The sequence below is a fragment of the Mesorhizobium sp. ORS 3428 genome (genome assembly GCF_001854785.1).
GTDB lineage: Bacteria > Pseudomonadota > Alphaproteobacteria > Rhizobiales > Rhizobiaceae > Mesorhizobium.
In genome coordinates, this window is the sequence record NZ_MDFL01000126.1 from 59,390 (window position 1) to 84,397 (window position 25,008).

Here is a 25,008-nt window from a genome sequence, read left to right on the forward strand (position 1 = left end):
GAGCCTGGCTATTTTCTCTTCCGAGCGTGACCGTCGACTTTCGAGGTTCCGCTCCGGGCAGCGTCGCGAATCCGCTCCATCTCGTCCRGGAACATCTCCAGGCCAAGCTCGAAAGTCTTGTCGAATTCGCTCGCGCCGAAATAGGTCCCGGCCGCACCGACGCTGGGATAGTCGCGCGCCAGATCCTCGTCGCTGACGGTTGTGACCGCCGAAGGGCCTTTGGCGTAGCCGGCGGTCTCGTCGAGGATCGCGCCCATCAGATAATAGCCGGCGGCGCGGAACAGGCGGGCGCTGAGCTCGGGCCCGAAGCCGCCATCCTCGAACAGGCCGATGATGGCGTTCAGCTTGGCGAGGCAGGGCGGCGAGTTCATGCGATAGACGACGATGAACGGCGCGAAGGCGGGGTGCTCGGTCGCGACGCGGCGGAATTCCTGCATGCCGATGCGCGCCCGCTCGCGCCAGGGCAGGCTGTTGTCAGGGACGACAAGCCCGCTCATCTGCCGGTCGACCAGTGCCTCGTAGAGATGCGCCTGCGATGGGAAGTGATGGTAGATGCTCATCGCCTCGCAACCGAGCGCGGCCGCGAGCTTGYGCATCGAGAAGCCGGAGAGCCCTTCCCTTTCGATCACCTCGAAGGCGGCGTCCTCGATCATCTCGCGGGACAGCCAACCGCGGGATCGCTTTTTTTTGATCGATGAGTCCATGGCGTCGCTTGACAACTTACGCTGTAAGGTTCATTTTCCAATCACCTTACACCGTAAGGCTAGCAAAAACCAGAGGAGAACGTCATGTCTGTCATTCGCATCGCCTTAAATGTGCATTCCCGCCTTCGTTCCGCTTCTCTGCTCGCCGCCGCCTGCACAGTCGCGGCCATGCTGACCTCGGCGCCGGCCAGCGCCGATGACTATGAGGCTGCCCTCAAGGACATGCAGGCGACGATGGGCGGCGTGCCCAGCTTCGTGAAGCAGTTCCCGAAAGCCGCTGTGCCCGGCGCCTGGGCAGAGGTCAAGGCCTTGCAGCTCAGCGACAAGACGGCGCTGTCGCCGAAGGTGAAATCGCTGATCTCGCTGGCGGTTGCAGCACAAATCCCGTGCAGCTACTGCATCTGGTCGGACACTCAGGACGCCAAGCGCGCCGGCGCCACGGACGAGGAGATCCAGGAGGCTGTCGCCGTGTCGGCGCTGACCCGCCACTGGAGCACGGTCTTCAACGGCATGCAGATCGACTTCGCCCAGTTCAAGAAGGAAATGGGCGGGGAGTGAAGCCCGCGCGACCGCAAGAAGCATGGCCCGCAGCTTCGCGGGCCATGCTTTTGTCACGAGCGTCACCAACGCCGGCAGACCCGGCCTGACAACCGGCGGATGTGAACGACTGTCCGGCCCGTCGCTTCCCGGCGGTCTTCCGCCAAGCATTCAAAATCCCGCCATTCAAAAGCTATCGCTAAATTAACCGGGTTTGCATAACATAATTGATGTGGGTTTTTGGCCGATGATTCGAACGCAAGTTCCCCTTGCGCGCCCAAAAGGATCGCGATGATCACAACTCATAAGAAGCAAAGCGAACCATCGCAAAGCAATAAGTTCTGCAAGCCAAGTCAATTTCCTTATATAATTTTGGTATTCGGATCATTTCTGGCGATTTCTGGTTGCCAGTACTTTGATTTCGGACAACCGACCGCATTCARCATATCGCAGAGCGGCAACGCCGCCTTGCTCAACTTGAACCGGATCGAGCGGCACAGACCAGAACCGCGCCCACCTCGGTCACCAACGTGAGCGCCAACCCCTATTTTGGTAACGCMGCGCATATCTGCAGCCCGAGCGGATTCGGACAGCAATCGCATTGCTTCCTGAGAGGACTTGCACCGCTTTCGACGCAAGATATCTGAGGTTCGATGTTGGTATAGAAATAAAACCGGACGCACCGGGCGCTGGTGCCGAATGTCATTTTCGCACAGYTCTTTCAGTGAGCCGTGGCGTCCGCCGCGGCTTTTCATACATCAGCCCGCCGGGGCATCTTCACGAACCGGCCCATTGCAAGGCACGCAAGCAACGCGGCGGCAATACTTGCGGCCGCCAGCGGGTTCAACTCGCACGACCATGGTTAACCAATCACAGACAAGTTTGGTTAACGAATAGCTAATTTAGTTGACTACGCCATCCACAGGTATATCTTTATATGCGTTGGGTGTGCAATTTGGGCGAGCAGTCCGCGGTGGTGGCAACCATATTCGTGGAATCGCGACTAAGGGGCGAAGGGATGCTGAGCGGCAGAAAATAAGCCGCAAGCAGAAGCTCCGCGAACTCAGAAATTTACGAGCACACATCGTGCAGGCGATTCCGCGCATGCGGAGGGATCGCCTTTGGTTTTGGCTTGGTCGGGCAACGCTGTTGTCCCGGCCCGGATCGGTAACGTGTGCGCGTACGAGGGTTGCCATGAGCGGGGTCATCAAGGTTTTGAAGCTGGACGGCGGGCCGGGTCGGCGGGGTTTCGATCGCGGTCGCSCCCTGGTTGCCGGCGGGGCGGGATTTCTGGGTTCGCATTTGTGCGAGAGGCTGCTCGCCGACGGCTATGAGGTCATTGCGCTCGACAATTTCCACACCGGCAAAAAATACAATCTCGCCGGCATAGCGCGCGACGCTTCCTTCACCTGCATCAAGCACGACATTGTCGACGAACTCCCAACGGACTTCGCCGTGGACGAGATCTACAACCTCGCCTGCCCCGCATCCCCGCCCCATTACCAGGCCGATCCGATCCACACCTTCAAGACAAGCGTGCTCGGCTCGATCAACCTTCTGGAGCTCGCCCGGCGCCACAACGCCAGGATCTTCCAGGCATCGACCTCGGAGGTCTATGGCGACCCGCTTGTGCATCCACAGCCGGAAGGCTATTTCGGCAACGTCAACACGCATGGCCCGCGTTCCTGCTATGACGAGGGCAAGCGCTCGGCCGAGACGCTGTTCTTCGACTATTCGCGGACATACGGCATCGATGTCCGCGTCGCGCGCATCTTCAACACCTATGGCCCGCGCATGCAGCCCGACGACGGGCGCGTGGTGTCGAACTTCATCGTCCAGGCGCTGCGCGGCGACGATATCACCGTCTACGGCAACGGCACGCAGACGCGCTCCTTCTGCTTCGTCGACGACCTGGTCGAGGGCTTCATCCGCCTGATGAACGCCCCGGTGGCGCCRCAGCACCCCGTCAATCTCGGCAATCCCGTCGAGTTCACCATCATGGAATTGGCCGAGCTGGTGGTCGACTACACCAATTCGAGCTCGCGCATCGTGCACAGGCCGCTGCCGGTCGACGACCCGAGGCAACGCAAGCCCGATATCTCTTTTGCCAGGCAGTGTCTCGGCTGGGAGCCGAAAGTGGCCCTCGGCGAGGGGCTTGCCCGCACCACCGCCTATTTCGACGCCCTGCTGGGCGGCCGCCGGTTCGTCGTTCCGCGGAGCGCCCGCGCATCCTCTGTCAGGGAGACAGCGGCGCAATGACCCGCCGCCGCGTTCTGGTGACGGGTGGCGCCGGCTTCATCGGCAGCCATACCTGCAAGCTGCTCTCGGCGGCAGGCTACCTGCCGGTGGTCTACGACAACTTGAGCCGCGGCAACGAGAAGGCCGTGGCCTGGGGACCGCTGGTCGTCGGCGACATCCGCGACCGCCGATCGCTGCAGCGGGCGATCGATGCCCACCGGCCGCAGGCGGTCGTCCATTTCGCCGCCCTCGCCTATGTCGGCGAGTCGGTCAGCGAGCCGGCTGACTACTACGCGACAAATGTCGGCGGCACGATCGCGGTGCTCGATGCCGCGCGGGCAAACGGCGTCGACAAGATCATCTTTTCCTCGAGCTGCGCGACCTATGGCGTACCGGAGGTACTGCCGGTCAGCGAGGCTTCGTCGCAGAACCCGATCAGTCCCTATGGTCGCAGCAAGCTGATGGGCGAAGAAATCATCAAGGACTATGCCTCGGCCTACGGACTGAAATACGCGATCCTGCGCTACTTCAACGCCTGCGGCGCCGATCCCGAAGGCGAGCTCGGCGAATGGCACACGCCCGAAACCCATCTCATTCCGAGGGTGCTGATGGCGGCGTCCGGAATGATCGAGGCGATCGAGGTCTTCGGCACCGACTATGACACGGCGGACGGCACCTGCGTGCGCGACTATATCCATGTCAGCGACCTCGCCCGCGCGCATCTCAAGGCATTGATGCATCTGGAAGCCGGCGGCGCCAGCCTCGCCGTCAATCTCGGCACCGGCCGCGGCATCTCGATCAAGGAAATCCTCGACGCGGTCGGCCGCATCACGTCGCGGCCGGTCCCGGTCGCCTACAGGCCGCGCCGGCCCGGCGATCCCGCCGAGCTTTTCGCCGACCCCGGCCTTGCTCGCGAGCAGCTGGGCTTCGTGGCGGAGAATTCTGATATCGACACCATCGTCAGGACGGCCGCGCCCTTCTTCGGGCTGGAACAGACGCTGAAGCCGACGGCCTCCAATGCATTCGCCACCGTTTCGCCCGCAAAGGGCGCGCAACGCGGCGCGGACGCCACGAAGAAACGCCGGCTCGCGCGGCCGGCAGTCGTCCCCGTGAGTAATGAGTCGGGGCACGGGCTCGCTGAGCTGGGTTGAGGGCTGGTCTCAGCGAGCCTGTTGAAGCTTGTCGCCACGAAACGGATTCGGGCGGCGCGCTTTAAGTCTTGGTTTATGCATATCGTTCTCCCAAAACCGCTGCGCACTTTGGGCGGCATGCATTAATTGCTCTGGAGCGGTTCCTGAAGAGTGCGCAGCGGCTTCCATTGGGAGTTGCTTCAGCTCTTTGAATCGATCTGTTTCCGGACCTTTTCGAACTCGGCAGCCCTGGCATCACCCGGCTGGAATTTCCGGAGCTCGTCAGCTGGATCCTCGGAGGTGTGCCTAAAGCTGTACCACCGGCCATCCGGCTCCTTGCGCTGCTCGACCCTCCCTTCCAGGACGCGATGGCTGAAACAGGTGCGAATTGGCTTTGCCGCATAGGCCCTGGACCGCCAGATCAGATCCATGCACATCTTGCCGTCATTGCTAAGATGCCACGTGCCTTCGGCTACGGAGGCCGCATCCGGCACAGAGGTCCAGGCCCGCATATGCCTGTCCTGCGCAAAATAGGCGGCGCCGTCCTCCCAGTTCCAGGTGCGGTCAGCGTAGAACAGCTGCAGTTCGAACGCTGTCGGGATGGTGGCTGCCTCAGCCGGCGCGGCATCCTGGGCGCCAGCTGCATAAGCGGCGCCGGAAAGCGTCATCCCGCCGCAGGCGAGGAGGAGCATCAGGGCGATGCGCCTCGCCGGCCGGCGGCGTTCCACGCCACTGGCCGATCTGGACGGCCACATGTTTCGAGCTGTTGGCACAGTGAGTGATGACATGTCGGAAGTCGCCTTTTGATCCGGCGTCACCACCAGGCAGGGTCTTGGAATCCCTCCATCGCAGCTACCGCCCCCAGACGCCATTAACCGCTGCTCGGAGTGCAGAGTCAATCTTCCTGTTGCCGCCGAAACAGCTGTGTTGGTGGACTGCAAGTCGCGGCCGAATGGGAGCGCGCGGGACAGATCGGCATAACCGCCCGATCCACGGAACTGCCCCACCGGCCGGACCAAAACCAAGCTTGTGGATTCGGACAAGCCGCTGGTCTATAGGATCAGCCGCTTATGATGGAGCACAGACATTGGGCGGGCCGGAAGCTAGGCTCGGAATTTCGGCGACCCCGCCGGGCCGTTGGAAACCGGCAGGACAACCGTCGACGCAAAACGCCTCCCGGCCGCGCGGCGGATTTTCGAAATCGAAGCGATTACCGGAATGCGGCGGTCGGCGCCATTCGGAGAACTGGTTGAAAAGAGCGTTCTCGATAATCGTGACTCTGGCGCTGCTGGCATGGCTTGCCGGCGACTCGCGCTGGAAGATGGTGGGCGATGCCTTCGTCAGCATCACGCCGGGCGCCTTCGCGGCGGTGGCGGCAGCGCTGTTCGTCACCTATGTGCTGCGCGCGCTGCGCGTGTGCGACGAGTTCCGCCAAGAGGTGAGCGGCCGCTTCGGCGCCTGCCTGCGCGTCATCCTGATCCACAACGCAATGATCAACGTCGTGCCGTTCCGCGGCGGCGAGACCGCGTTTCCGCTGCTGCTTCGCCAGGTGTTCGGCATTTCGATCGTGCGCGCCAGCGCTTCGCTTTTGTGGTTCAGGCTGCAAGACGCCTTCGTCGTCGGCGTGCTTGCATGTCTGGTGTGGCCCGGCCTTAACCCGGCGCTCAAGGCCGCGGGCATCGTGGCGCTGATTGCCCTGGCCTGGTACCTGCCGCGCTGGGCGCGCGCGCCGCATGACTGGGCCGGGCGCGGCCGCATCGTTTCGAAGCTCGGCAAGCTGCGCGACATCTTCACCGAGGCGACCGGGCGCTCCCGTTACGGCTGGTGGTGGACGGTCGCCAACTGGGCGCTGAAGCTTGCCGTGCAGGGGTGGCTGCTCGCCATGCTGCTCGGAACCTCTTTCCAGACCGCCTTTCCCGGCGCTGTCGGGGCCGAGGCCGCCGCCATCCTGCCGGTGCAGGGCGTCGCCGGCTTCGGCACTTACGAGGCGGGCGCCGCGGCGGCGCTGCTCTATTCCGGCATCGCCATGAAGGACGGCCTGCAGGCAGCACTTGCGCTGCATCTTTTCATCCTCTGCTCGGCCGTCGCCACCGGCGCGATCGCCTGGCTGTTTCCCTCGAAATCAACGCTGCCGGAGACCCCGGCCACGGGACCCGCAAGGAAATGACCGCCATGAACGTGCTTCCCATTCCTCTTTCGGGGCTCCCCGAGGGCGCCGTCATGCCCGAGCACAGGCTTTCCATCGTCATTCCGATGTACAACGAGGCCGACAATGTCGAGCCGCTGCTCGCCCGCATCCACCAGGCGATGGAGAACTACAGCCAGCCCTGGGAAGTCGTGCTGGTGGACGACGGCAGTACCGATGCCACGCCGAACGAAATCCGCAGGCTCGCGGCGGAATACGGTCCGCATGTGCACGCCGTGGAGCTGGTGCGCAACTTCAAGYAGACCGCAGCCATGCAGGCCGGCCTCGACACCGCGCGCGGCGATGTCATCGCAACACTTGACGGCGACCTGCAGAACGATCCGTTCGACATACCGCGCATGGTCTATCGGCTGCTGACCGAGGATCTCGACCTTGTCGCCGGCTGGCGCAAGAATCGCCAGGAAGGCTTCTGGATGCGCAGGCTGCCCTCGCGCATCGCCAATTCGCTGATCGCGCGCGTCACCGGCGTGCGGCTGAAGGWCTATGGCTGCAGCCTGAAGGTCTTCCGCGGCAGCGTCATCCGCAGCGTCCGGCTCTATGGCGAGATGCACCGCTTCATTCCGGCCTGGCTGGCGACGGTGACGACGCCGCGCCGCATTGCCCAGGAGGTGGTGACGCATCACGCCCGCATCTACGGCCAGTCGAAATACGGCATCTCACGCACCTTCCGCGTGGTGCTGGACCTCGTCTTCATGTTCTTCTTCATGCGCTACCGCACTAGGCCTGGCCATTTCTTCGGCGGCATAGGCATCGTGCTCGGCGTGCTGGGCTCCCTGATCCTGGCTTATCTGTTTGGCCTGAAGGTGTTTTTCGGTCTCAGCATCGGTACGCGTCCAATGCTGTTCACCGGCTTCTTCCTGGTGATTGCCGGGTTGCAGATGGTGACATCGGGTGTGCTCGCCGAAATGCTGTCGCGCGTCTACCATGAGTCCAACGGTGCCTCGGCCTATGTCGCACGCCCACTGCCCGCACATGGCGAAGCCGATGGCTGGCACTTGCCGAGCCCGCCCGCGAGCAGCAAAAAAAGAACGCGCCGGAAATGACGCTGTTCGCCCCCGTTGCGCAGGAGGCAATTGACGCATGACCATCCTGGTGACCGGAGCCGCCGGTTTCATCGGCAGCCATGTCTGCCAGCGCCTGCTCGCGCGCGGCGATGAGGTTATCGGCGTCGACAATATGAACGCCTATTACGATCCGGCGCTTAAGGCGGCGCGGCTCGCCAGGCTTTCTGGTCAAAAAGGGTTTTCATTCCACCAGCTCGACATCGCCGAACCGGGCGCGCTGGCGGCGAAGCTCGAGGGAACCCAGGTCAGCGGCATCGTCCATGTCGGCGCGCAGGCGGGCGTCCGCTACTCGCTGGAAAATCCGCGCGCCTATATCCACGCCAATATTGCGGGCCATCTGGAAGTGCTGGAGCTTTGCCGCGCGGCGCCCGGCGTCAGGCACCTGGTCTATGCTTCCTCGAGCTCGGTCTATGGCGGCAACAAGAAGGTGCCGTTTGCGGAGACCGACCGCGTCGATAATCCGGTATCGATCTACGYGGCGACCAAGAAGGCGGACGAACTGATCAGCTCGACCTATTCGCATCTCTTCGGCCTGCCGCAGACCGGCTTGCGCTTCTTCACCGTCTACGGCCCCTGGGGGCGTCCGGACATGGCGGCCTGGATCTTCACCGAGGCGATGCTGGGAGGCAAGCCGATCCGCGTCTTCAACCATGGCGAGATGTGGCGCGATTTCACCTATATCGACGACATCGTCGACGGCGTGGTCGCAGTTCTCGACAAGCCGCCGGCAGCCGGCGGCGAATGCCACAGGATCTACAACATCGGCAACAGCCAGCCGGTGCATCTCGGCCGCTTCATCGAGACGCTGGAAAGGCTTCTCGGCGTCAAGGCGATGCGCGAGGACCTGCCGATGCAGCCCGGCGATGTCGAGAAGACCTATGCCGACACCAGCGCGCTGGAGCGCGACTTCGGCTTCAAGCCGAAAGTGTCGATCGAGGAAGGATTGGCCAAATTCGTCGACTGGTACCGGCAGGAATGGCGGCCGGAGGGCAAGAGGTAGCGCGAAGGGCTGCCGCTAGTCCTCCTACCTTACATGCACCCTTCGATGAAGGGGCCGCTGACCCACAGAGAGCCGTTGGTGTACATGGCGGTCCCGCTGTCGTCGGTATAGCCATGGGACTGCTCGTCAACGTGCAGTTTGCTGTTAGGCACCAACTGCCCGTTCACCTTTATACTCTTGATGAAAAGGTTGCGGTCGCCAGGCAAGCCGTCTCCGGCCCACTGGTCATTGACGTAGCGAATTTCGATTGACTTCGGGTTGGGCACGCCAGAAAGGTCGATGCGGAATGGCCGTGCGTCGGCGGCCGCTTCCTTCATCTCGGCCACGCGAGTTTCGGCCGTCGACGCTGTACTGTTCTTGCCCTGCACGGCTATCTCGGCAAGACGATTGCCGTCCACGAAGACGTCGACGCGAGGCGGCCCCTGGTAATCCGTGCCGGCCGCGTCGATCTCCAGGGTCGTGGCGGTACAGTGCCCTGCCGCCTGCGACGCCTGGGTGACGAGGTTCGCTATACGCCGCTTCTGCGACTGCACCCATCCAGTGATCGGCTGCAACAGCGCCGTTCGGCCGCCGGCATCCTCCTTGAAGAGGTTCGTCCTTTCCTCGGGATCGGCCTTGAGGTCATATTCCTCGACCTTGCCGGTGGTCGCGTTGAAAATCACCTTTCGATCATTGTCGCGATAGCCGAACAGGGAACCGGCCCAGGGGTTGAAGAAGAAGGTCTTGTTTGACCGTTGCGTGCTGAACAGGCTGYGCCCCTGCCACTCCTTTGGCAGCGRCAGTCCCAGTATGTCCATGATCGTTGGGGCGACATCGATGATGCCGCCAACCGGATGCGCGACCTCGTCATGGAAAAGGTGCTTGTTGATCATGACGAGCGGGATGTGGACGTTCTCGTCGTAGATCGCGGTGGCATGGACGTAGTCACCGTRCTCCCCGAACGCCTCGCCGTGATCGCCCAGGATGACGACCAGCGTCGAATCGAGCTTGCCGGACTGCTTCAGCGATTCAAGGATCTCGCCGAGCGCGGTGTCGCCGACCTTCAAGGCGTTGAGATAGGCGTTGAATTTTTCGTCCTCAACGTAGTGCACCGGCCCGATGTCTCTAGCGGAAGGCGCCATCTTCGAGAACATCGGGCTGCCGGCGATATAGGGATAGTGAGTCATCGCCGTGAACATGATACCGAAGAAAGGCTTCTCCGAATCCTTGTTCATCCAGTCGATGATCGACTGCGCCGTGCAGAGATCACTGTTGTAATCCATGTTCTTCCACTGCTCGGTGCTGAGCTTGAACGTCGGGGTGGCGCATTTCTGCCCCCGATAGTCCTGGATTACGTCCAGCCCCTTGTTGAGCAGGAACTCGTCCACTCGCTGGAAGCGGGAATCCGCGCTCCAGAAGAACCCGGTCCGAAAATTGTGCTTGGACAGCGTGTTGGAAATCGACTCCAACGGCAGATATGGATACCTGCTGGTCATCCCATAGAATGAGATGTCGTTATACATCGAGGTCAGCAGCGAAAATATTGAGTAGTGCGTGGATGGCGCGTGCGCATAGATTTTGTCGAAGCGGATAGAATCCGCGGCGTAGCTCTTTATGGTCGGCGTGACCGGATATTTGCCGCCAAAGGTCTCGATGTATTTTGACGGCACCGACTCCATCATGAAAATCAACACGTTCTTGATCGCGTTTGGCGCCAGCGCCCTGAAGCTTGACGCTTCCGGCGGACGCTCGCCGACGCTGGCGACGTCGGGATCATCGGCGCCGGCGCCGATAGCGAGCATGACCGGCGTTGAGCTGAACCAGGCCGACTGAACAAAATAAACGATCGGATTGTCGATCTTGGCCGCGGGCAACGCCTCCGCGCGCACGTGGTAGCCGGTGCCGGCCAGGGTTGCTCCGAGACACAGGACCAGCGCGATCAGAAACGCCCGGTGACCTGCGGCGCTTAGCCGATGGCTCAACCTGCCCGCGGCGTAACCAACGGTCAGCACGAGAATGCTGGAACCGCAGAGGATAGCGACGTCTCTCGCATTGAGCGCGTCGCCCATGGCGTTCTTGGCGTCGGCATTCTGCAGGAAATCGCCATAGACCAGCCACTGGAACGTGAATGGCTCGCCCAAGATCTTGACGAGATTGATGTTGGCAAAACCCCACCCCAGCGACGCCATGATGGCAAAATAGAACAGGAAGACAATTGCCGCGGCGGCTAGCCTGCTTGCCTTCACAAGAAAGAGCAGGATCAGCGTTGCCGCCGACAGCGACGCAATGAGGATCAGATCGTAGTAACTTGCGGCCAATCCCGTAGGGATGGCCGCAAGAACGCCCTGAACCGTCGTTTGCGGATCGAGGATAACGCCGCGGTAGACGCCCAGCAGCAGCCATGACAGCAGGCTCGTGCAAATGATGCGCAGGGACATGCGCCGGAAGCGCTGGTCCCGCGTCAAGGCCGTCTTCGTCTGCGATTGCGCCTGGCCGCCTTCGGATCGGCTCGCCGATCCCGTACTGCCGCCGATAGTCATGCAATTTCCCGCCACCAGTTTGCGCTTCGGTCAGAACCTCGCCGACAGCCTTCAAACCCCCGCTCGCAGATTCAGCCCAGGCTATAAAAGAGTCAACAAAATCAACTGTGAGTTAACCATGTCTCTTCAGAACTGGTTAACCGAACGCATACAGGTCGTCCGTGGAGACGGCCCTGAAATAGTTCACGAACTCCCAGTAATTCTCGATACGATCGACGAACGGTCGTTGCGGCGGTTTAAGGATCTCGCTCTCGAAATGATCCAGGCGCTGGGAGCCCCCGAGAAAGGCGATGATCGCGTTGCCGACCAGCGGATCGCCGATGTCGCCATACCGGATCGGAAAGAATGCCTGCCGGGCCTCGAACAACACGGATCTGATCTTTGCACGAAACAAATTCAGCTCGCGCAAAAATGYGTTGAACCGGTCTATGTCGAAATACACCTTCTTCCTGGGGCTGTCGGCCGAAGGCGGATCGGAAGCGTGGACCGTCCAGACCCCGGACGCTTCCGCCTCAAGCAACGAGACGAAGGACGCGATCGGATTCCTTACGAGCCAAAGCTTCTTGACGCTTTCATCTTCGAGCACGGGCAGTATGGCGGGGCGGGTCTGATCAGGAAATATGTGAAACCCAACGAAACTGGCCGACGGATCGTCGAAAATCCGCGCGATGAACTCGTCCGGCTCGGCGTCTCGCAAATCGACGCGTTCGCGCGGCAGATTCATCTTCTCGTGGTAGTCGTGGCGCAACCCGACAAAGCTCGGATTGAAAACCTCGCCGTGCATGACCATCCCATCATACTGGTTGAGATGGCGATTGAGCGCTTGTGATCCGGTTCTAGGCGAAGCGATCAGCACGAACTTTTGGCAAGGCTGCATTCGTACCACGCCCAACAGGATGACCAGATGCCCGAAAATACACAAACGGCCTTTCGGTTCAATTACGAGCCGCCGCATGAAACGGCAACGGCGGGCACTATGGAGCGCCCGCCGTCGCGGCCTGTTCCAGCACTGGCTTCGCGGATCAACCGCCGCGCAGGCGCGTCGGGCTGAGACTCGTTATGGTCATACGCTGCTCGGCAGGGCAGGTCGGCAGAAACCGGCTCGCATCCGCGTAGGTCATGGTCGCGATGGAATTCTTCAGCCCGCCGCGCTTGGCGATCCATCCGCGAACCCAGYCAGGATAGTTCCTCATCATGAAGTCCGCGGCGACCTGATTGCCCCGCGCGCCGGCGCCATAAGGCAAGTGGAAGCCGAACGATGCATTGTGCGTGACGCATATCTTGCTCTTGGGCATCGACAGATAGAGCGTGCAGGCCGAGTCGCATGCGCCATCGAACCGCACAAAACCGCCGCTGCGCCGCAACATCAAGGCACGGATGGCATAGTCGATCACATAGCCGCCGCGATCGCCGCTGATGGTCTTGACGTTGGCGGTGCCGAGATTGATGCGCGGACGCAGCAATTCTCCTGCCGAGCTCGTCGAGATCATCGCGCCCATCAGACCGAGCGCAGCGAGAAACTTCATCGTCGTTTTCATTTGCRCCTCCTGCTATGCCGTGAACGATTAGCCGGGAGGCGTAAAGATTGGTTATGCCGTGTCGATAAACTTGTAACAGTCGATTGATTGTACAGCCTTTTTAGGGACCACTTGATGGTCTTGGTTTACCAACGGCGCAGAAGGATGATCACTGAAAAGTAAACCTGGGATGGTTAAAAGGCAGAGAAGCACAAAAACGTTGCTTATGGATTTGGGTCAGAGGAACCTCCAATGGCCGTTGGGAGCAAACTGAGGAAGCCGTCGAAGCCGCAAGGCGGACGTCGCCGCATCTGCGTGGTGACGCAAGCGATCCGGCGCGACGTCGACATCGACGACGCCACGACGCCCGGCGAACTTGCCAGGCTGTTCGCCGAGAACGGAGATGACGTCACCCTGCTGTGGGTTGTGGGCCTGGACGTGCCATCCACGGACGAAGTGGCGGCGCGCCGGGCGGAATTCGAGGCCGCCCCGGTCAAACTGGAGGTTCTCGACAGGTCCGACCAACTGCTTCCTTCGCTGGCGACGCCCGAGAGCCGCTCCGCAGCGTTGCTGCATTACCTCGAACGGTCCAATCACGATCTGGTCTACGCGCCCCTCGAGGGCGGATTGGCTTATTACACGCTGCTGGCGGCCGAAACCGGGGCCTTCGCGCCCCCGCCGATCATTGTCTTCGCCAACGCGCCGGAGGAATGGGGACACGAAACCGACAAGGCCTTCGTCGGAAGCACCGAGGCGATCGCCATCGGCTATATGGAAAAATACTGCGCGGAGATGGCCGACCGGACGATCTGCGCCTCCGCCACGCTGCGCAAGTGGATGCTGTCGAAAGGCTGGAAGGTCCGCAAGGCGGCGGTGTTGCCGATGTTGCCGCTGTCCGCCGGCATCGGCCGGGCCGGTGCGCGGCCGGCGCCCGAAAGCGGAACCGCGCGAGAACTCGCCGTCTTCTCCGGAGCGAGGTTTCGCGATGGCCTGACACTGCTTTGCGATGCGTTGGACTTGCTCGCGCCGTCGGCGCCCGCGGGCCTGACTCTCACTGCGTTTGCTCCATTCGGCAAGATCATGGGCGAGCACAGCGGCGGACTGCTTTTGCGCCGCGCGGAGAAATGGCCGTTCAAGCTCAAGCTTTTGCCCGCTGCGGATCTGGGTGCGAAGCTCGACTACGTCGCGCGTAGCGGTGCGCTGGCGGTCATCCCTTCGCTTGCCGCATCGACCGGTGCCGCCGTCGCTGCCTGTATCGCGGCGGGGCTGCCGTTCGTTGCCACCAACGCCGGCGCCAATGCCGAGGCGTGGAACGCAGAGGCGGAGCAACCTCGATTGGTCGGACCTGACGCCGGCCAGTTGGCCCGCTCGATCCTCGCTGCGCTCGGCAGCCCGCCCCGCCCGCGACGGATAGACGTTTCTGGTCAATGCCGGCGGGCCTGGCTGGATACACGCAATCCGCCGGCATCGGCCGCACGCCGGCGCGTTGGCAAGCGCGCCGGTCCAGCGCCGCTGGTTTCGATCGTCATGGCCCATCGCAACCGGCCGCTCTATCTGAAACAGGCGATCGCGGCGATCGAGGCACAGACTTACGACAAGCTGGAGCTGGTGCTGGTCGATGACGGAAGCGACCTGAGCGAAGCCCAGCGATTGCTGGACGCGCTGGAGCCAACGTTCCGTCAGCGCGGCTGGAAGATTATGCGCCGGCCGAACAGGCACCTTGGCGCCGCGCGAAATGCCGGCGTGCGCGCCGCGCGCGGCGAGCTCATCCTGTTCGTGGACGATGACAACGCGCTTTTTCCAGAGGCCGTCGACCATTTCGTGCGCGCAATGGCGGCATCTGGCGCGGATATCTGCACCGCTTTCCAGCTGATCTTCTATGAGGATTTCATTCCCGCGGACCGGGCGGACGGGTTGATCCAGTATCTGCCGCTCGGCGGCCCCGACGCGCTCGGCCTGATCCACAATATCTATGGCGACGCCAACGCGATGGTTCGCCGGGAGGTTTTCTCGCGGATCGGCTTTCTGGTCGAGGAACCCGGTTATGCGATGCATGACTGGGAATTCTTTGCGCGAGCTTCCCTCGCCGGGCTGAAGATAYGGCCGATTCCGAAACCGCTTTACTGGTATCGCTCGAAGCCGGACGGAATGTTCCGGRCCTCGAACTGGTACGACAATCGCCTTCCCGTCATCGAGACGTTCAGGTCAGCCAGGTTCGACGACGCCCGGCTGCTTTATCAGCTTGCCACTACCCAAAACACGGCGCGGTCCGAAATCGAAAGCGCGCGAGAGAATCTGAGATATATCCCCGCCAATCGAAAGTATCTCGAACTCAGCAGTCTCGAACCGAACGGCGATGCGGCCATCGAGAGGCTCGCCGCCATCGCCGCATCGACCGGGCGGCCCGATACCGTGGCGACCTTGCTTGAACGGGACCCGGTCACGACAGGTGAAGGCATTCCGGACGAGGCTGGCGGATCGCACAGCCTCGGCTATCAAGCGCTAAGGAGCGCCAGGCTTCTCACACCGCGCATTTCCGATCTTCCGTTGCTCCTGGTGGCCCCGGACGATGGGGGAATATTCCTGCGCCCGCATCTGGAAGGACTGGTCGCCGCCTCGCTCGGTAGTCAATTTCCTCCCTTCTTCCGCAGGCTGGAGGCAACGGTCGAAGTCGCGCATGCCGACGCGCCGGCAATTGATTTCGGCCTGGCCTTGGCCCGCCCCGACCGGGTGGTAGACTGGCAGGAGGATATCGCCGCGCAAACCGTCGCTTTTTCCGACTGGGTGACCGTTCGAGACAAGTTCGCGCGCCACCGCCTGACGGCGGCGCTTCGCGTGCKGCTCAAAATGCCGTTGTCTATCCTTCTGGCGGTTCGTTTCACGGAAATTCCCAATGGCTTTCCTACCAACGCCTTCTTTCGAAAGCTGACGCTTTTCAGCGATTGAGCGCGGCCCGAGACCCATGCGGCCGCGGTTAAGGTTAACCGCACTCGGTTCTCTATACCCACCTCGTTAACCTCCCGTTATGGTTGACAAATTATTAACCGGTTATATTATGGCGTGTTATGGGGCATGTGGTGGAAAGGGGTTTGTCATGCGTAAGATCCAGTCGCTACTGTTGGGCGGACTAAGCATTCTGGGCGTTAGCGTCGCTTTTTCCAACGCGGCGCAGGCACAAATCGAGGTTGCTCCGGTCAAGGAAGCCGAGCTCGCTTGCGAGCGGGCCCTCAAGATCGGCACCATCGAGGCGCTGGAGGACTATTTGCACCGTTATCCGAACGCGCCGACGGCTTGCAAGGCGCTGGCCCTCAACAGCTTGGCGCAGTTTGCCGCAAGTGGCGCCGGCAACGGCAACGGCGACGGTGGACACCGCTACGGCGGTTAAGCATCAGCTTCCGGTTCGGCAAATCGTCAGCTCAGGTCGCCGCGGTCTCGCGTAACCGCGGCGAGGCCGTTTTCGCAACGTATTCGGCGTAGCGATCCGAGGTTTTCATCCAGCCGAGTTCCACGAGCTGCGCGCTATCACCGCGATAGCGGACGGACCGATCATTGCGAAGCGACAGTTTGGGATTGCGCTCCAGGGCCTCGATGTAAGTAGCACGCTCCTCGAGCCCCTTCTCCTTGAGCCTCGTGTTTTCGCTCAGTGACGACACCGATTTCAGATGAAATCCCGAAACGAATTTAAAATGCAGCAATGCGATACGCAGCTCACTGAACCGGACCTCGCTGATCGTGTGCTGCGCCACGTGATAGCGCCTGCCCCGCTCCCACCGCACAATCGGCACCTTGGTCAGGCACGGAGGAAGCGTCTGCTTGAACCGGCCCTGCCAGAAGACTCGCTCCCTGACACCGCCRAACATCTGCTCCGGCGGATATGAGATATTGTTCGCGCGCAGCCATCCTGGCCGCGGATCGAAGTAAGGCGATGCCTCGACAGGCGGGACTGTGCCGTCATAGCTGTACTCGGCCAGCGGACCGTCGGCGTACATGTCGATCATTGATCCGATGACRGCTTCGGCACCGGTCGAGTCGAGATAGCCGCAAAGCTGGCGCAGGTTGACGTGTTCGGAATCGGGATACACGAGAAGCTCGTCTGAATCGATCGAAACGCACCAATGGCCGACGCCGAGGACATTCATCAGCGTATTGATCCACCGCGGCGGATCGACGTTTTCCGAAAAATGCGATCCTTCCGTATGGAAGCAGTGGCTGTCCGGCTGTTCCAGGATCAGCTCTCGCGTTCCGTCCGTGGAGCCATTGTCCAGGAAAAAGAAACGGTCGACACCGAGCTTGCGGTGGTGGTCGAGAAGGTGCGGCAGCAACGCCGCTTCGTTGCGCAGTCCGACAAAGCACAGAATCTCGCCTTTGCTCACGGCGACTGGCCGATCGTCCAGCCTTTCGAGGTGTTTTGGAGACCGGCGGCTAAGCATCCGAACGTCATCAATCCGGGAGTGTTATGATGGCCCCAAAGCCGATTATCCCGCGAGACGATTATCAAAGTGTTATCCTCCTGTTGGCAAGACTTTCCTGTTCGGCTGATGATCGAGGGGGGGCTGATTGAGCGTTGGTTCTAAGGCAGGCGCGACGCTGAGGCAAACGCGACAGGCAAGCCAAAAGCCCCGCAATGTGTGTGTCGTCTCCGAGGTCGAGTTCGGATCAATGGTGACCGCTGATCCCGGCTCCGCGACTTATGCACTGGCTCAGCACCTGGCGAAATCCGGCGACACCGTGACGTTGCTTTGGGTAGCGAACCCGTTCGGCAGCCAGCCCGATGGCCAGGAGATCGCAAAACTGGCCAAATGGTGTTTCGACAATTTTCTGGTGCGGCTTGAGCTGCTGCCGCAATCGCCTGAACTGCTGCGTGGCCTTGAAGCGAGGGACCAGAACTCGGTGGCCGTCTACCACTATCTCAAGCAAAACAATTTCGACGTCGTCTATTTTTCGCTCGAGGGCGGACTGGCGCATTTTCCCACTGTCGCCAAACGGACGGGCGTCTTTCCGAACCCTCCCGTGATCGTCGTGCTCGGACATGAGCCGCTTTCATGGAGGCTGGAGGCCAACGCCCGGGCGATCGAACGCAAGGAGCAGATGACGGTTGCTCATATGGAAAGGACGTCGGTCGAGACCTGCGACCATCTCGTAGTTACCGGCCAGTCCCTGCTCGACTGGATGAGCAAGGCGGGATGGAAGCTACCCGCCAGCCGTCATATCGCCACGCCTCTCGAGCCCGAGGAATGGCGCTCCAACTTTACAGTGGACCGTTACAGACCAAGAGCGCGCCCCACGAACGAGGTGGTTCATTTCTCCGGCACGGAAGAACGCAACGGGCTCATGCTGTTTTGCGACGCGCTCGACCGTCTGGCCGACAGTGGCGTCACCGATCTGGCGGTGACAGTCATGGGCGCGTTCGGCCATGTTCTCGGCGAGCATTCGGGCGGCATGATCGTTCGCCGCGCCAGGCAATGGCCGTTCAAACTGAACCTTCTGCCCATCTGGGACGAGCCCGAAATCTTCCGCTATCTGCGGCAGAGCCACGCGCTGGTGGCGATTACGCACTCGGCCGCGCAGCTTCCACTTGATGTGGTAACGTGTCTCGACGAGGGAATTCCGTTCATCGCGACGGACGTCGGCAGCATACGAGACCTGCTCCATCCGAAGTTCGCCGAGGCAGTGATGATGCAGGCATCCGCTTCCGCCATCGCGGGCAAGATCGCGTCGGTGCTTAAGGACCCATCGTTCGGCCCGGCAAAGCCGCAGCATGACAGGGAAGCGCGGGAGAAGGCCTGGAGCAAGCTGCACGCCAAGCTCGGCCGACGCCCCGCCAAGGTTGCCAGCCCCAGCCGGAGCCGCAGACGGCCGCCGCTCGTTTCGATCATCACGGCGCATTACAACCGGGCGCGCCTGCTGCCGCAGGCGATTGCCTCGGTTCGGCGCCAAGACTATCCCAACATCGAATTGATCGTCGTCGATGACGGCAGCACGGATCCGGAGGCAATCCAGCTGCTGGCAGAGCTGGAGCCCGAGTTCAAGCGACGCGGCTGGCGCATAATCCGGCAGAAGAATGGTTTCCTCGGCAAGGCGCGCAACACCGGAATTCGAGCCGCGAAGGGTTCGTTGATCCTGTTCCTGGACGACGACAACGCGCTGTTTCCGAATGCGGTCAGCACGCTGGCGGCCGCCATTCAAGAGACCGGCGCCGACATCTGCACGACCTTTTCCAAATGGCTCAACGAACCGTTTGTGCCGCCAGACACGAACGGAGGATACATGCTCTATTTCCCGGTTGGGGGCCCTCCCGACATCGCCCTGATCACCAACCCGTATGGCGATGCCAACGCGATGTTGCGGCGGGAGGTGTTCGACAAGATCGGCTACCTGAACGAGGAGCGCGGCTTTTCAGCAAGCGACTGGGAATTCTTCCTGCGCGCCGACCTGGCGGGCCTTGAGATCGTGACCGTCCCGGAGCCGCTCTACTGGTACCGCTCGTCGCCGACCGGCATGAACCGGAATGCCGAATGGCTTCGAAATCGCAGGCCCATCATCGACGTGTTCCGCAAGCACAAATTCGCGCATACGGACATGTTCGTGCAACTCGGCATCAGCTCGAATACTGCCAGTCATGAGAAGGATCTCAACCTTTGGAATCTGGAACTGCGGGTCAAGGATGACCGCTATCTGCGGCTAAGCTCCGCTCCCGCCAATTCCACCGACGCGATGCAGTTGCTGGCTGAGATAGCGGCGCGCGAAGGCAGGCCCGATACGGCGATTTCGCTTCTCGCCCGTTCCGGACGATCGGACTTCACCCTGGGTGTCGTCGATCTGCTCGATGCGGCGGCTGAGGATACCGTGCCGGAACTGCATTCCGCGCTCCACAGCGAGCGATACCTCTCGGCCGAAGTCCTGCGCCTCGCCCATGTCGGCTCGTATCCGGATGCCGATTCCGATCTGTTGACCTATGTCGAACAATCGCCAGACCAATTGTTCCTCCAGGCCAAGGGCAACATTGTCTCAATGGCTTTGCTGAAGGGCGTCTGCCCACCCGGCACAATCGGCGCGGATTGCTGGGTCTACCTCGACGAAGCATTGACGGGGCCGGCGCAGTTTCAGATCGCGATCGTCGATGCGGAGAACCAGACTTTCAGTGACCTCGCTCGGCTCCTCGAAAATGGCGATGGAAGCGGCTGGGCCGATGTCAGCCGTCCGCACGAACCCCGCGAGATCATGGCGAGCGTCGATACGCCGGCATCAGTCAGGCGCGATTTGCTGCTTGCCGTCAGATGTGGCGGCAATCGGCCCGACGCGCCGGTGCTCGGCGGTTTTTCAAGCATCAAGATCCGCAATGTCGTTTCGCCTGGCGCGAGGCGCCCACGCCTCAACGCGCCGCAATCGCGCCAACGCACGCGCCGGCTGACGGGAGAGGAACTTAAGCAATCGACGCTTGTGACGAATTATCCCTCCGAACTGCCGCTGCTTCTCGTCGCTGGCGACAATGGCGGCATATTTCTGCGGCCGAGCACGCATGGCCCGGTCGTAGCCTCGCTCAACGCCGCTTTCCCGGCATTTGCCAGGAGCGCCATCGCGACGGTGGAGATCGCACACGAGGAGGCGTCGCCATTCGAGTTCGCCTTGGCTCTCGGCAGGCCGGAGGAAAAGCTCGTTTGGGACCGCGACGCTCCCGTCGGCGCCTTGGCGTTCTCCGGATGGACACGGGTTTCGAAACCTTTCGAGCTGCATGACCTGAAGGTCTCCATCCGGGAGATCGATCGCAAATGGCTGACGATCTATCTGGCCGTCAGGCTGCCACGCGGTTCGAAACCGACACCGTCCAACGCTTTTTGGCGCAAGCTGCTGCTCGTATGGGATTGACAGACCGCCACCGCCAGTCGCGCTAACGTTAGAGCGCGAAGTGCGGTAATATGTTGCCTGGGAGGAGCCACGAAGATGAAATTCGTATTCAGTCTCGCCCTGGCTTTTATTATTGTCGCCAGTAGCGCGATTTGTTTCAAGGCGGCAGCCGAAGAGCGCGACGTCGGGCCGAAGTGCACCCAGTGGAACTCGTATCGTGTCCTGTTCAAAAAGGGCAACGGCAAGATCTCGGATGAAACCGCGAAGAGCCTGGCGGTGTTCGTCAAGGGCGCCGGGCGCGATTGYGGCTACAGGCTTTACGCGACGGCCAGCAAGGAAGGCAACAAGGCATACGACATAGCTGGCCGCAGGCTCAACGCAACCGCCGACTTCCTGAGGGTGCAAGGCGTCAAGCCGGAAATGGTGCTTGCGGTTCAGCATTGGGTCGACGACGGCGCCGCCGATACGAACCAGGCGCGGAGCGCCATCGTGTACACCCTGCCCAAGCAAGGGATATCCTGCCGTAAGTACGAGAAGCGGAGCGCGGTGCAAGTCAACCTTGTCTTCGACAGCCAGTCTTCCGTAATCTCGCCGCAGGTCAAAAGCGACCTCGAAAAATTCGCCGCCAGCATCAAAGACGCGCGCTGCAATGTGGAGTTGACGGCTCAGGCCGCCAAGGAATTTACCGGCGCCGACGCCGCGAAGACGAACAAGGACCTGGCCAAGCAGCGGATCAAGGCGATCGTGGACGTTATGACCGCGGCCGGCATCAACAACGATCGGCTCATCGACACTCATGTGGACTATGTCGGCGACAAGAAGCCGAACATCGCCAAAAACCGTCTCGCCACGGCATCGCTGATGTAGCGCGCCTGCTGCTGGCGCGCCGCCCGTAGAATTGCCGCGCGACACATCTCACGCTGCGGCGCGCCAGGCGCCGGGCGACAGGCCCTTGATCGCCTTGAACACCCTGGTGAGGTGGCTCTGGTCGGCGAAGCCGGTCGCCGCGGCGATCTCGGCCAGCGGCATGTCGGTCTTGATCAGCGCCGAGGCGGCGCGGATGCGGCGGTCGCGCAGATATTGTCCAGGCGTCATGCCGGCGGCGCGGTGGAAATCGCGGATCACCTGGAAGCGTGTGACACCGGCGGCCGCTGCCAGACGCGAAAGGTCGAAGCCGACTGAAAGATCGGCGGCGATCAGCTCGCCGTAAAGGCGGAAACGCCGCTCCGTCTCACCGCCGTCGCCAGCGCGGGAGCGGACCTTGCCGTCGCCGAAGCGTTGCACGAGTTTGCCGAGAACCACCAGCATCGCCGCTTCCTGCTCAGCGCCTGTCCCACGAGCCGATGCGCCCGCACGAATGCCCGCGCCAGCTCCGGCGCGTGAACGATGCCCTCGCCGAACATCGGCAGCCCGGGCTGTTCGAATTCCTCGGCGATCTCGGCCATCAGCGCGGCATTAGGATAACAGGTGCGGTACGCCCAGCCGGCAGGCGCTCCTTTCTCGCCGTCATGCGGGTCTTCCGGATTGACGATGATGATCGAGCCCGCCGGCGCCAGATGCCGGCGGCGGCCGATCCTGAGCTTCTCGACGCCGGCCACGACGACACCGAAAACCCAGGTCGGGTGGGTGTGCAGCGCATAGGCATGGTCGCGATAGCGGGCGGCGAGCATTTCGAGACCGCGAAGGCCCTCATGCCGCGTCAGCTTCGCTGCCTCTCGTTCCCTTTGCTCGCTCGCGTCGCTCATGGCGGAAGCCTTTTCGAAACCGCCCTGCCCGTCAATCCCGTTCAAGACGGCAGCCGAAGGCCCGGGCTACATCGCCGCATTCGAAACGGAGATATGGCGATGCGGGAAAACGACAGGGTGGAAGCAATCGTCCCTGAGGCGATCGGTTGGCGCCAGCACATCCATGCCAATCCGGAGCTGGGCTTTGCCGAGCACAAGACGGCGGGCTTCGTCGCGGCGAAGCTCGAGGAATTCGGCCTGGCCGTCCATACCGACGTCAGCGCTACGGCAGTGGTCGCCACCCTGACGAAGGGCACGGGCCGCAAGGCGATCGCACTGCGGGCGGAGCTCGACGCCCTGCCGATCAAGGAAGCCGCCGATGTCGCCTATGCCTCGCGCAACGACGGCGTCATGCATGCCTGCGGCCATGACGGCCACGCCGCCATGCTGCTCGGCACGGCGAAGTTGCTCGCCGAAAGCGACAGCTTCGACGGCACGGTGGTGTTCGTCTTCCAGCCGGCCGAGGAGGTGCTGGGCGGCGGCAGGAAGATGATCGAGGACGGGCTGCTAAAGCGCTTTCCGGTCGACCAGGTGTTTGCCGTGCATAACTGGCCGGGCTTTCCGGAAGGCCATATCGGCGTGCGCGCCGGGCCGCAGATGGCGGCCGTCGACGATTTCGAGATCGCCTTTCGCGGCCGCGGCTGCCACGCGGCGATGCCGCATCTGGGCGACGATCCGCTGCTTGCCGCGGCAAGCTTCGTCACCGCGATCCAGCGGCTGGTCTCACGCAGCGTCGATCCGCTGTCGCCGGCCGTGCTCTCGGTGACGCAGATCCATGGCGGCCGCTTCAACAATTTCGTGCCGGGCGAGGTCAAGGTCGAGGGCACCTGCCGCTTCTACGACCGCGCGCTCTCCGAGCATTGCGCGGCCGAGATCGAGCGCGTGGCGGAGGCTGCGGCCGCGATGCACGGCGCGAGCGCCGAACTCACCTACAAGCGCGGTTACCCGCCGGTGGTGAACCCGGCGAACGGCGCGGCGCTCGCGGCGCAGGCCGGCGCGGATACGGTGGGTGCGGAGCGCGTCGCAACCGCGTTCCAGCCCAGCATGGGCTGCGAGGATTTTGCCTTCCTGCTGCAGGGCGTCGGAGACGGCGCCTATGTGTGGATCGGCGCCGGCAATGTCGGCCCTGGCGCCGGGCTGCATGGCAACCGCTTCGTCTTCAACGACGCGATCATCCCGATCGGCATCCGCTTCTTCCTCAGCGTCGTCCAGCGCGCGCTACCGGTCGGTGGGAAGTAGAATGATCGCAGAAGCATGGGCGATTGCAGTTCCCGGCATTGTGCAGACCCTGTTTGACTTGGCGAAGACATCGCAAGATGGTCAATCACCATGCCTAATAGCCCGGTTGGAGGTGATTGCCGCTCATGTGCTTCTTCGCGACCAGAAATTCCGGGATGTTGCCGAGCTTGATCCTGTTGTTTTTCGCCACGTGTGGCAGCTCRGCGTCCTTCGCCGATAGTGATTTCCTCAGAGTTTCCGTCAAGTGTCCGGACGAACCCGGCAACGGCGTCCTGGAGACAATCAACGAGAACCCCGAAGGCAAAAAATCGAAGGTGTCGTACGTCTTCAGCAACGGCCGGATGGAAAGAGTAGTGGTCGCGAAGTCGGAGGATGGCACAATTTTCAAGGAGTTGTTTGCGCTCGATCGGGCTACAAGTGAGGCGACGAAGGAAGCTCCGGCCTTTCACGGCTACAAAGAAAATAGCGAAGAGCTATTTCGTTTCTACTGCTTCGCGGAGCCCAAGGCCAAGGAGCTCTATCTTGAGCTTCTGCGAGCCAATCGAGATGTGCTTCGGCAGTTGAGAGGCGGTTGATCGGGTGGCAGCGCCAGGCCAAATCGGAGCGTGCGCGCCGGTGGCGCTATATGTGGCCGGCCGCTCGACGCCGGCAGCCGAGTGATCCCTCCCGGCACTCCCGCGGCATGGCAGCCGACGGCATTTGTCCGACGAGCAAGTGAGGGACCTGCCGCACCGCACGAACTCAACAGGTGACAATCGGCGATCGCTGACGTGTTTTAGGCTTTCCGCTCCCACCGCCGATCGGGCGTCTGCTGCCAGTAGGTGACGGCGTGGCCGGCCTCCTTCATCGTCTTCCAATGGCCGCGCGCGGCTTCGAGTTGCGCCGCATCATGGCCGTCGAAGAGGAAGACGGCGCGCTCGTAGCCGGAAAGCTCAGGCGGGGCCGCGCCATCGACGAGGAAGCGGATCTGGGCCGCGTTGGGGTTCGCCTCCCCCGTGGTGAGCAGGATCGGCTGCTCGGCCGGATGGGCTTCGCGGTCAGTGGCATGCGCCAGGAAGGCATCGTCGCGGAACGTCCACAGATGCTGGTCGAGTGCGTCGCGCCRCTCCTCGGTGCCGGTCTGCACCACCACGCGCCAGCCGCGCTCGACGCTGCGCTCGAGGAGACCCGGCAGCGCCTCCTCCAGCGTCGATTCGGTCAGGTGGTAGAAGAGGATGTCGGCCAT

General features: G+C 62.1%; 21 protein-coding genes. 12 read left to right on the forward strand and 9 right to left on the reverse strand.

Translation table 11 applies throughout. From position 1 onward, the window contains the following. Positions 1-8: 8 nt before the first annotated feature. On the reverse strand, positions 9-653 hold the full coding sequence (locus ORS3428_RS19210; RefSeq protein WP_244508036.1) for a TetR/AcrR family transcriptional regulator: 645 nt from the start codon (positions 651-653) through the stop codon (positions 9-11). A 135-nt stretch (positions 654-788) separates the two neighbouring features. On the opposite strand from ORS3428_RS19210, the gene ORS3428_RS19215 reads away from it, so the two are divergent. The 3 genes from ORS3428_RS19215 to galE all read left to right on the forward strand — a co-directional run bounded on the left by ORS3428_RS19215 (position 789) and on the right by galE (position 4,630). Then, complete coding sequence (locus tag ORS3428_RS19215) at positions 789-1,262, forward strand: carboxymuconolactone decarboxylase family protein (RefSeq protein ID WP_083355210.1); 474 nt, start codon at positions 789-791, stop codon at positions 1,260-1,262. Positions 1,263-2,435: 1,173 nt separating this feature from the next. Next, positions 2,436-3,500, forward strand: a complete 1,065-nt coding sequence (locus ORS3428_RS19220) for a UDP-glucuronic acid decarboxylase family protein (RefSeq protein ID WP_071099873.1) — start codon at positions 2,436-2,438, stop codon at positions 3,498-3,500. Beyond that, on the forward strand, positions 3,497-4,630 hold the full coding sequence (gene galE / locus ORS3428_RS19225; RefSeq protein ID WP_083355211.1) for a UDP-glucose 4-epimerase GalE: 1,134 nt from the start codon (positions 3,497-3,499) through the stop codon (positions 4,628-4,630). Before ORS3428_RS19220 ends, galE begins: the two co-directional genes overlap by 4 nt. 179 nt (positions 4,631-4,809) lie before the next feature. Here the strand turns inward: galE and ORS3428_RS34035 are convergent, their stop codons facing one another. Next, positions 4,810-5,652 carry a DUF995 domain-containing protein gene (locus ORS3428_RS34035; RefSeq protein WP_244508037.1) on the reverse strand — a complete coding sequence of 281 codons (843 nt, stop codon included), beginning with the start codon at positions 5,650-5,652 and terminating at the stop codon, positions 4,810-4,812. A 206-nt stretch (positions 5,653-5,858) separates the two neighbouring features. Here ORS3428_RS34035 and ORS3428_RS19235 point away from each other — a divergent pair, with 206 nt between their 5' ends. From ORS3428_RS19235 to ORS3428_RS19245, 3 genes are read left to right on the forward strand one after another with little or no spacing between them, the layout of a single operon-like run. Then, positions 5,859-6,776: a lysylphosphatidylglycerol synthase domain-containing protein gene (locus tag ORS3428_RS19235; RefSeq protein WP_071099874.1), complete on the forward strand. Its 918-nt coding sequence runs from the start codon at positions 5,859-5,861 to the stop codon at positions 6,774-6,776. A gap of 5 nt (positions 6,777-6,781) precedes the next feature. Further along, a complete protein-coding gene (locus tag ORS3428_RS19240) occupies positions 6,782-7,858 on the forward strand; it encodes a glycosyltransferase family 2 protein (protein WP_071100246.1) in 1,077 nt (358 codons plus the stop codon). A gap of 37 nt (positions 7,859-7,895) precedes the next feature. Next, positions 7,896-8,879: an NAD-dependent epimerase/dehydratase family protein gene (locus ORS3428_RS19245; RefSeq protein WP_071099875.1), complete on the forward strand. Its 984-nt coding sequence runs from the start codon at positions 7,896-7,898 to the stop codon at positions 8,877-8,879. Positions 8,880-8,908: 29 nt separating this feature from the next. Here ORS3428_RS19245 and ORS3428_RS19250 read toward each other — a convergent pair whose 3' ends face one another. The 3 genes from ORS3428_RS19250 to ORS3428_RS19260 all read right to left on the reverse strand — a co-directional run bounded on the left by ORS3428_RS19250 (position 8,909) and on the right by ORS3428_RS19260 (position 12,936). After that, positions 8,909-11,398 (reverse strand): sulfatase-like hydrolase/transferase, encoded by a 2,490-nt coding sequence (locus ORS3428_RS19250; protein WP_071099876.1) that lies wholly within the window; start codon positions 11,396-11,398, stop codon positions 8,909-8,911. A 136-nt stretch (positions 11,399-11,534) separates the two neighbouring features. Further along, positions 11,535-12,353, reverse strand: a complete 819-nt coding sequence (locus tag ORS3428_RS19255) for a hypothetical protein (protein ID WP_131802926.1) — start codon at positions 12,351-12,353, stop codon at positions 11,535-11,537. A gap of 67 nt (positions 12,354-12,420) precedes the next feature. Continuing rightward, positions 12,421-12,936, reverse strand: coding sequence for a hypothetical protein (locus ORS3428_RS19260; RefSeq protein WP_244508038.1), 516 nt, complete (start codon positions 12,934-12,936; stop codon positions 12,421-12,423). A 231-nt stretch (positions 12,937-13,167) separates the two neighbouring features. On the opposite strand from ORS3428_RS19260, the gene ORS3428_RS19265 reads away from it, so the two are divergent. Further along, on the forward strand, positions 13,168-15,861 hold the full coding sequence (locus ORS3428_RS19265; RefSeq protein WP_071099878.1) for a glycosyltransferase family 2 protein: 2,694 nt from the start codon (positions 13,168-13,170) through the stop codon (positions 15,859-15,861). Positions 15,862-16,009: 148 nt separating this feature from the next. Then, positions 16,010-16,300, forward strand: a complete 291-nt coding sequence (locus tag ORS3428_RS19270; protein WP_071099879.1) for a hypothetical protein — start codon at positions 16,010-16,012, stop codon at positions 16,298-16,300. 31 nt (positions 16,301-16,331) lie between these two features. Here the strand turns inward: ORS3428_RS19270 and ORS3428_RS19275 are convergent, their stop codons facing one another. After that, positions 16,332-17,288, reverse strand: coding sequence for a glycosyltransferase family 2 protein (locus ORS3428_RS19275; RefSeq protein ID WP_071099880.1), 957 nt, complete (start codon positions 17,286-17,288; stop codon positions 16,332-16,334). Positions 17,289-17,574: 286 nt separating this feature from the next. Here ORS3428_RS19275 and ORS3428_RS19280 point away from each other — a divergent pair, with 286 nt between their 5' ends. Together ORS3428_RS19280 and ORS3428_RS19285 are read left to right on the forward strand one after the other, a co-directional pair. Further along, entirely contained in the window at positions 17,575-20,781 is a 3,207-nt protein-coding gene (locus ORS3428_RS19280) for a DUF6212 domain-containing protein (protein WP_071099881.1), read from the forward strand. Positions 20,782-20,856: 75 nt separating this feature from the next. Next, entirely contained in the window at positions 20,857-21,627 is a 771-nt protein-coding gene (locus ORS3428_RS19285) for an OmpA family protein (RefSeq protein ID WP_071099882.1), read from the forward strand. A 48-nt stretch (positions 21,628-21,675) separates the two neighbouring features. On the opposite strand, the gene ORS3428_RS19290 is transcribed toward ORS3428_RS19285, so the two are convergent. Both ORS3428_RS19290 and ORS3428_RS19295 read right to left on the reverse strand, forming a co-directional pair. Continuing rightward, the gene (locus ORS3428_RS19290; protein WP_071099883.1) at positions 21,676-22,044 is read right to left on the reverse strand and encodes a helix-turn-helix transcriptional regulator; all 369 of its coding nucleotides are present in this window, start codon (positions 22,042-22,044) and stop codon (positions 21,676-21,678) included. Then, positions 21,957-22,505: an AraC family ligand binding domain-containing protein gene (locus ORS3428_RS19295; protein ID WP_131802927.1), complete on the reverse strand. Its 549-nt coding sequence runs from the start codon at positions 22,503-22,505 to the stop codon at positions 21,957-21,959. Before ORS3428_RS19295 ends, ORS3428_RS19290 begins: the two co-directional genes overlap by 88 nt. A 99-nt stretch (positions 22,506-22,604) precedes the next feature. Between ORS3428_RS19295 and ORS3428_RS19300 the strand changes: the two genes are divergently transcribed. Then, positions 22,605-23,783 (forward strand): amidohydrolase, encoded by a 1,179-nt coding sequence (locus tag ORS3428_RS19300; protein ID WP_083355237.1) that lies wholly within the window; start codon positions 22,605-22,607, stop codon positions 23,781-23,783. A gap of 167 nt (positions 23,784-23,950) precedes the next feature. After that, the gene (locus tag ORS3428_RS19305) at positions 23,951-24,358 is read left to right on the forward strand and encodes a hypothetical protein (protein WP_157895975.1); all 408 of its coding nucleotides are present in this window, start codon (positions 23,951-23,953) and stop codon (positions 24,356-24,358) included. 200 nt (positions 24,359-24,558) lie between these two features. Here ORS3428_RS19305 and ORS3428_RS19310 read toward each other — a convergent pair whose 3' ends face one another. Then, positions 24,559-25,008 carry a DNA polymerase III subunit chi gene (locus tag ORS3428_RS19310; RefSeq protein WP_071099887.1) on the reverse strand — a complete coding sequence of 150 codons (450 nt, stop codon included), beginning with the start codon at positions 25,006-25,008 and terminating at the stop codon, positions 24,559-24,561.

What these genes read in the sequence shown, in the direction of transcription:
- ORS3428_RS19280 (WP_071099881.1), top strand. Translation starts at nt 17,575, where the DNA reads ATGGTGACCGCTGATCCCGGCTCCGCGACTTATGCACTGGCTCAGCAC.
- ORS3428_RS19270 (WP_071099879.1), top strand. Translation starts at nt 16,010, where the DNA reads ATGCGTAAGATCCAGTCGCTACTGTTGGGCGGACTAAGCATTCTGGGC.
- ORS3428_RS19300 (WP_083355237.1), top strand. Translation starts at nt 22,605, where the DNA reads ATGCGGGAAAACGACAGGGTGGAAGCAATCGTCCCTGAGGCGATCGGT.
- ORS3428_RS19215 (WP_083355210.1), top strand. Translation starts at nt 789, where the DNA reads ATGTCTGTCATTCGCATCGCCTTAAATGTGCATTCCCGCCTTCGTTCC.
- ORS3428_RS19295 (WP_131802927.1), bottom strand. Translation starts at nt 22,505, where the DNA reads ATGAGCGACGCGAGCGAGCAAAGGGAACGAGAGGCAGCGAAGCTGACG.
- galE (WP_083355211.1), top strand. Translation starts at nt 3,497, where the DNA reads ATGACCCGCCGCCGCGTTCTGGTGACGGGTGGCGCCGGCTTCATCGGC.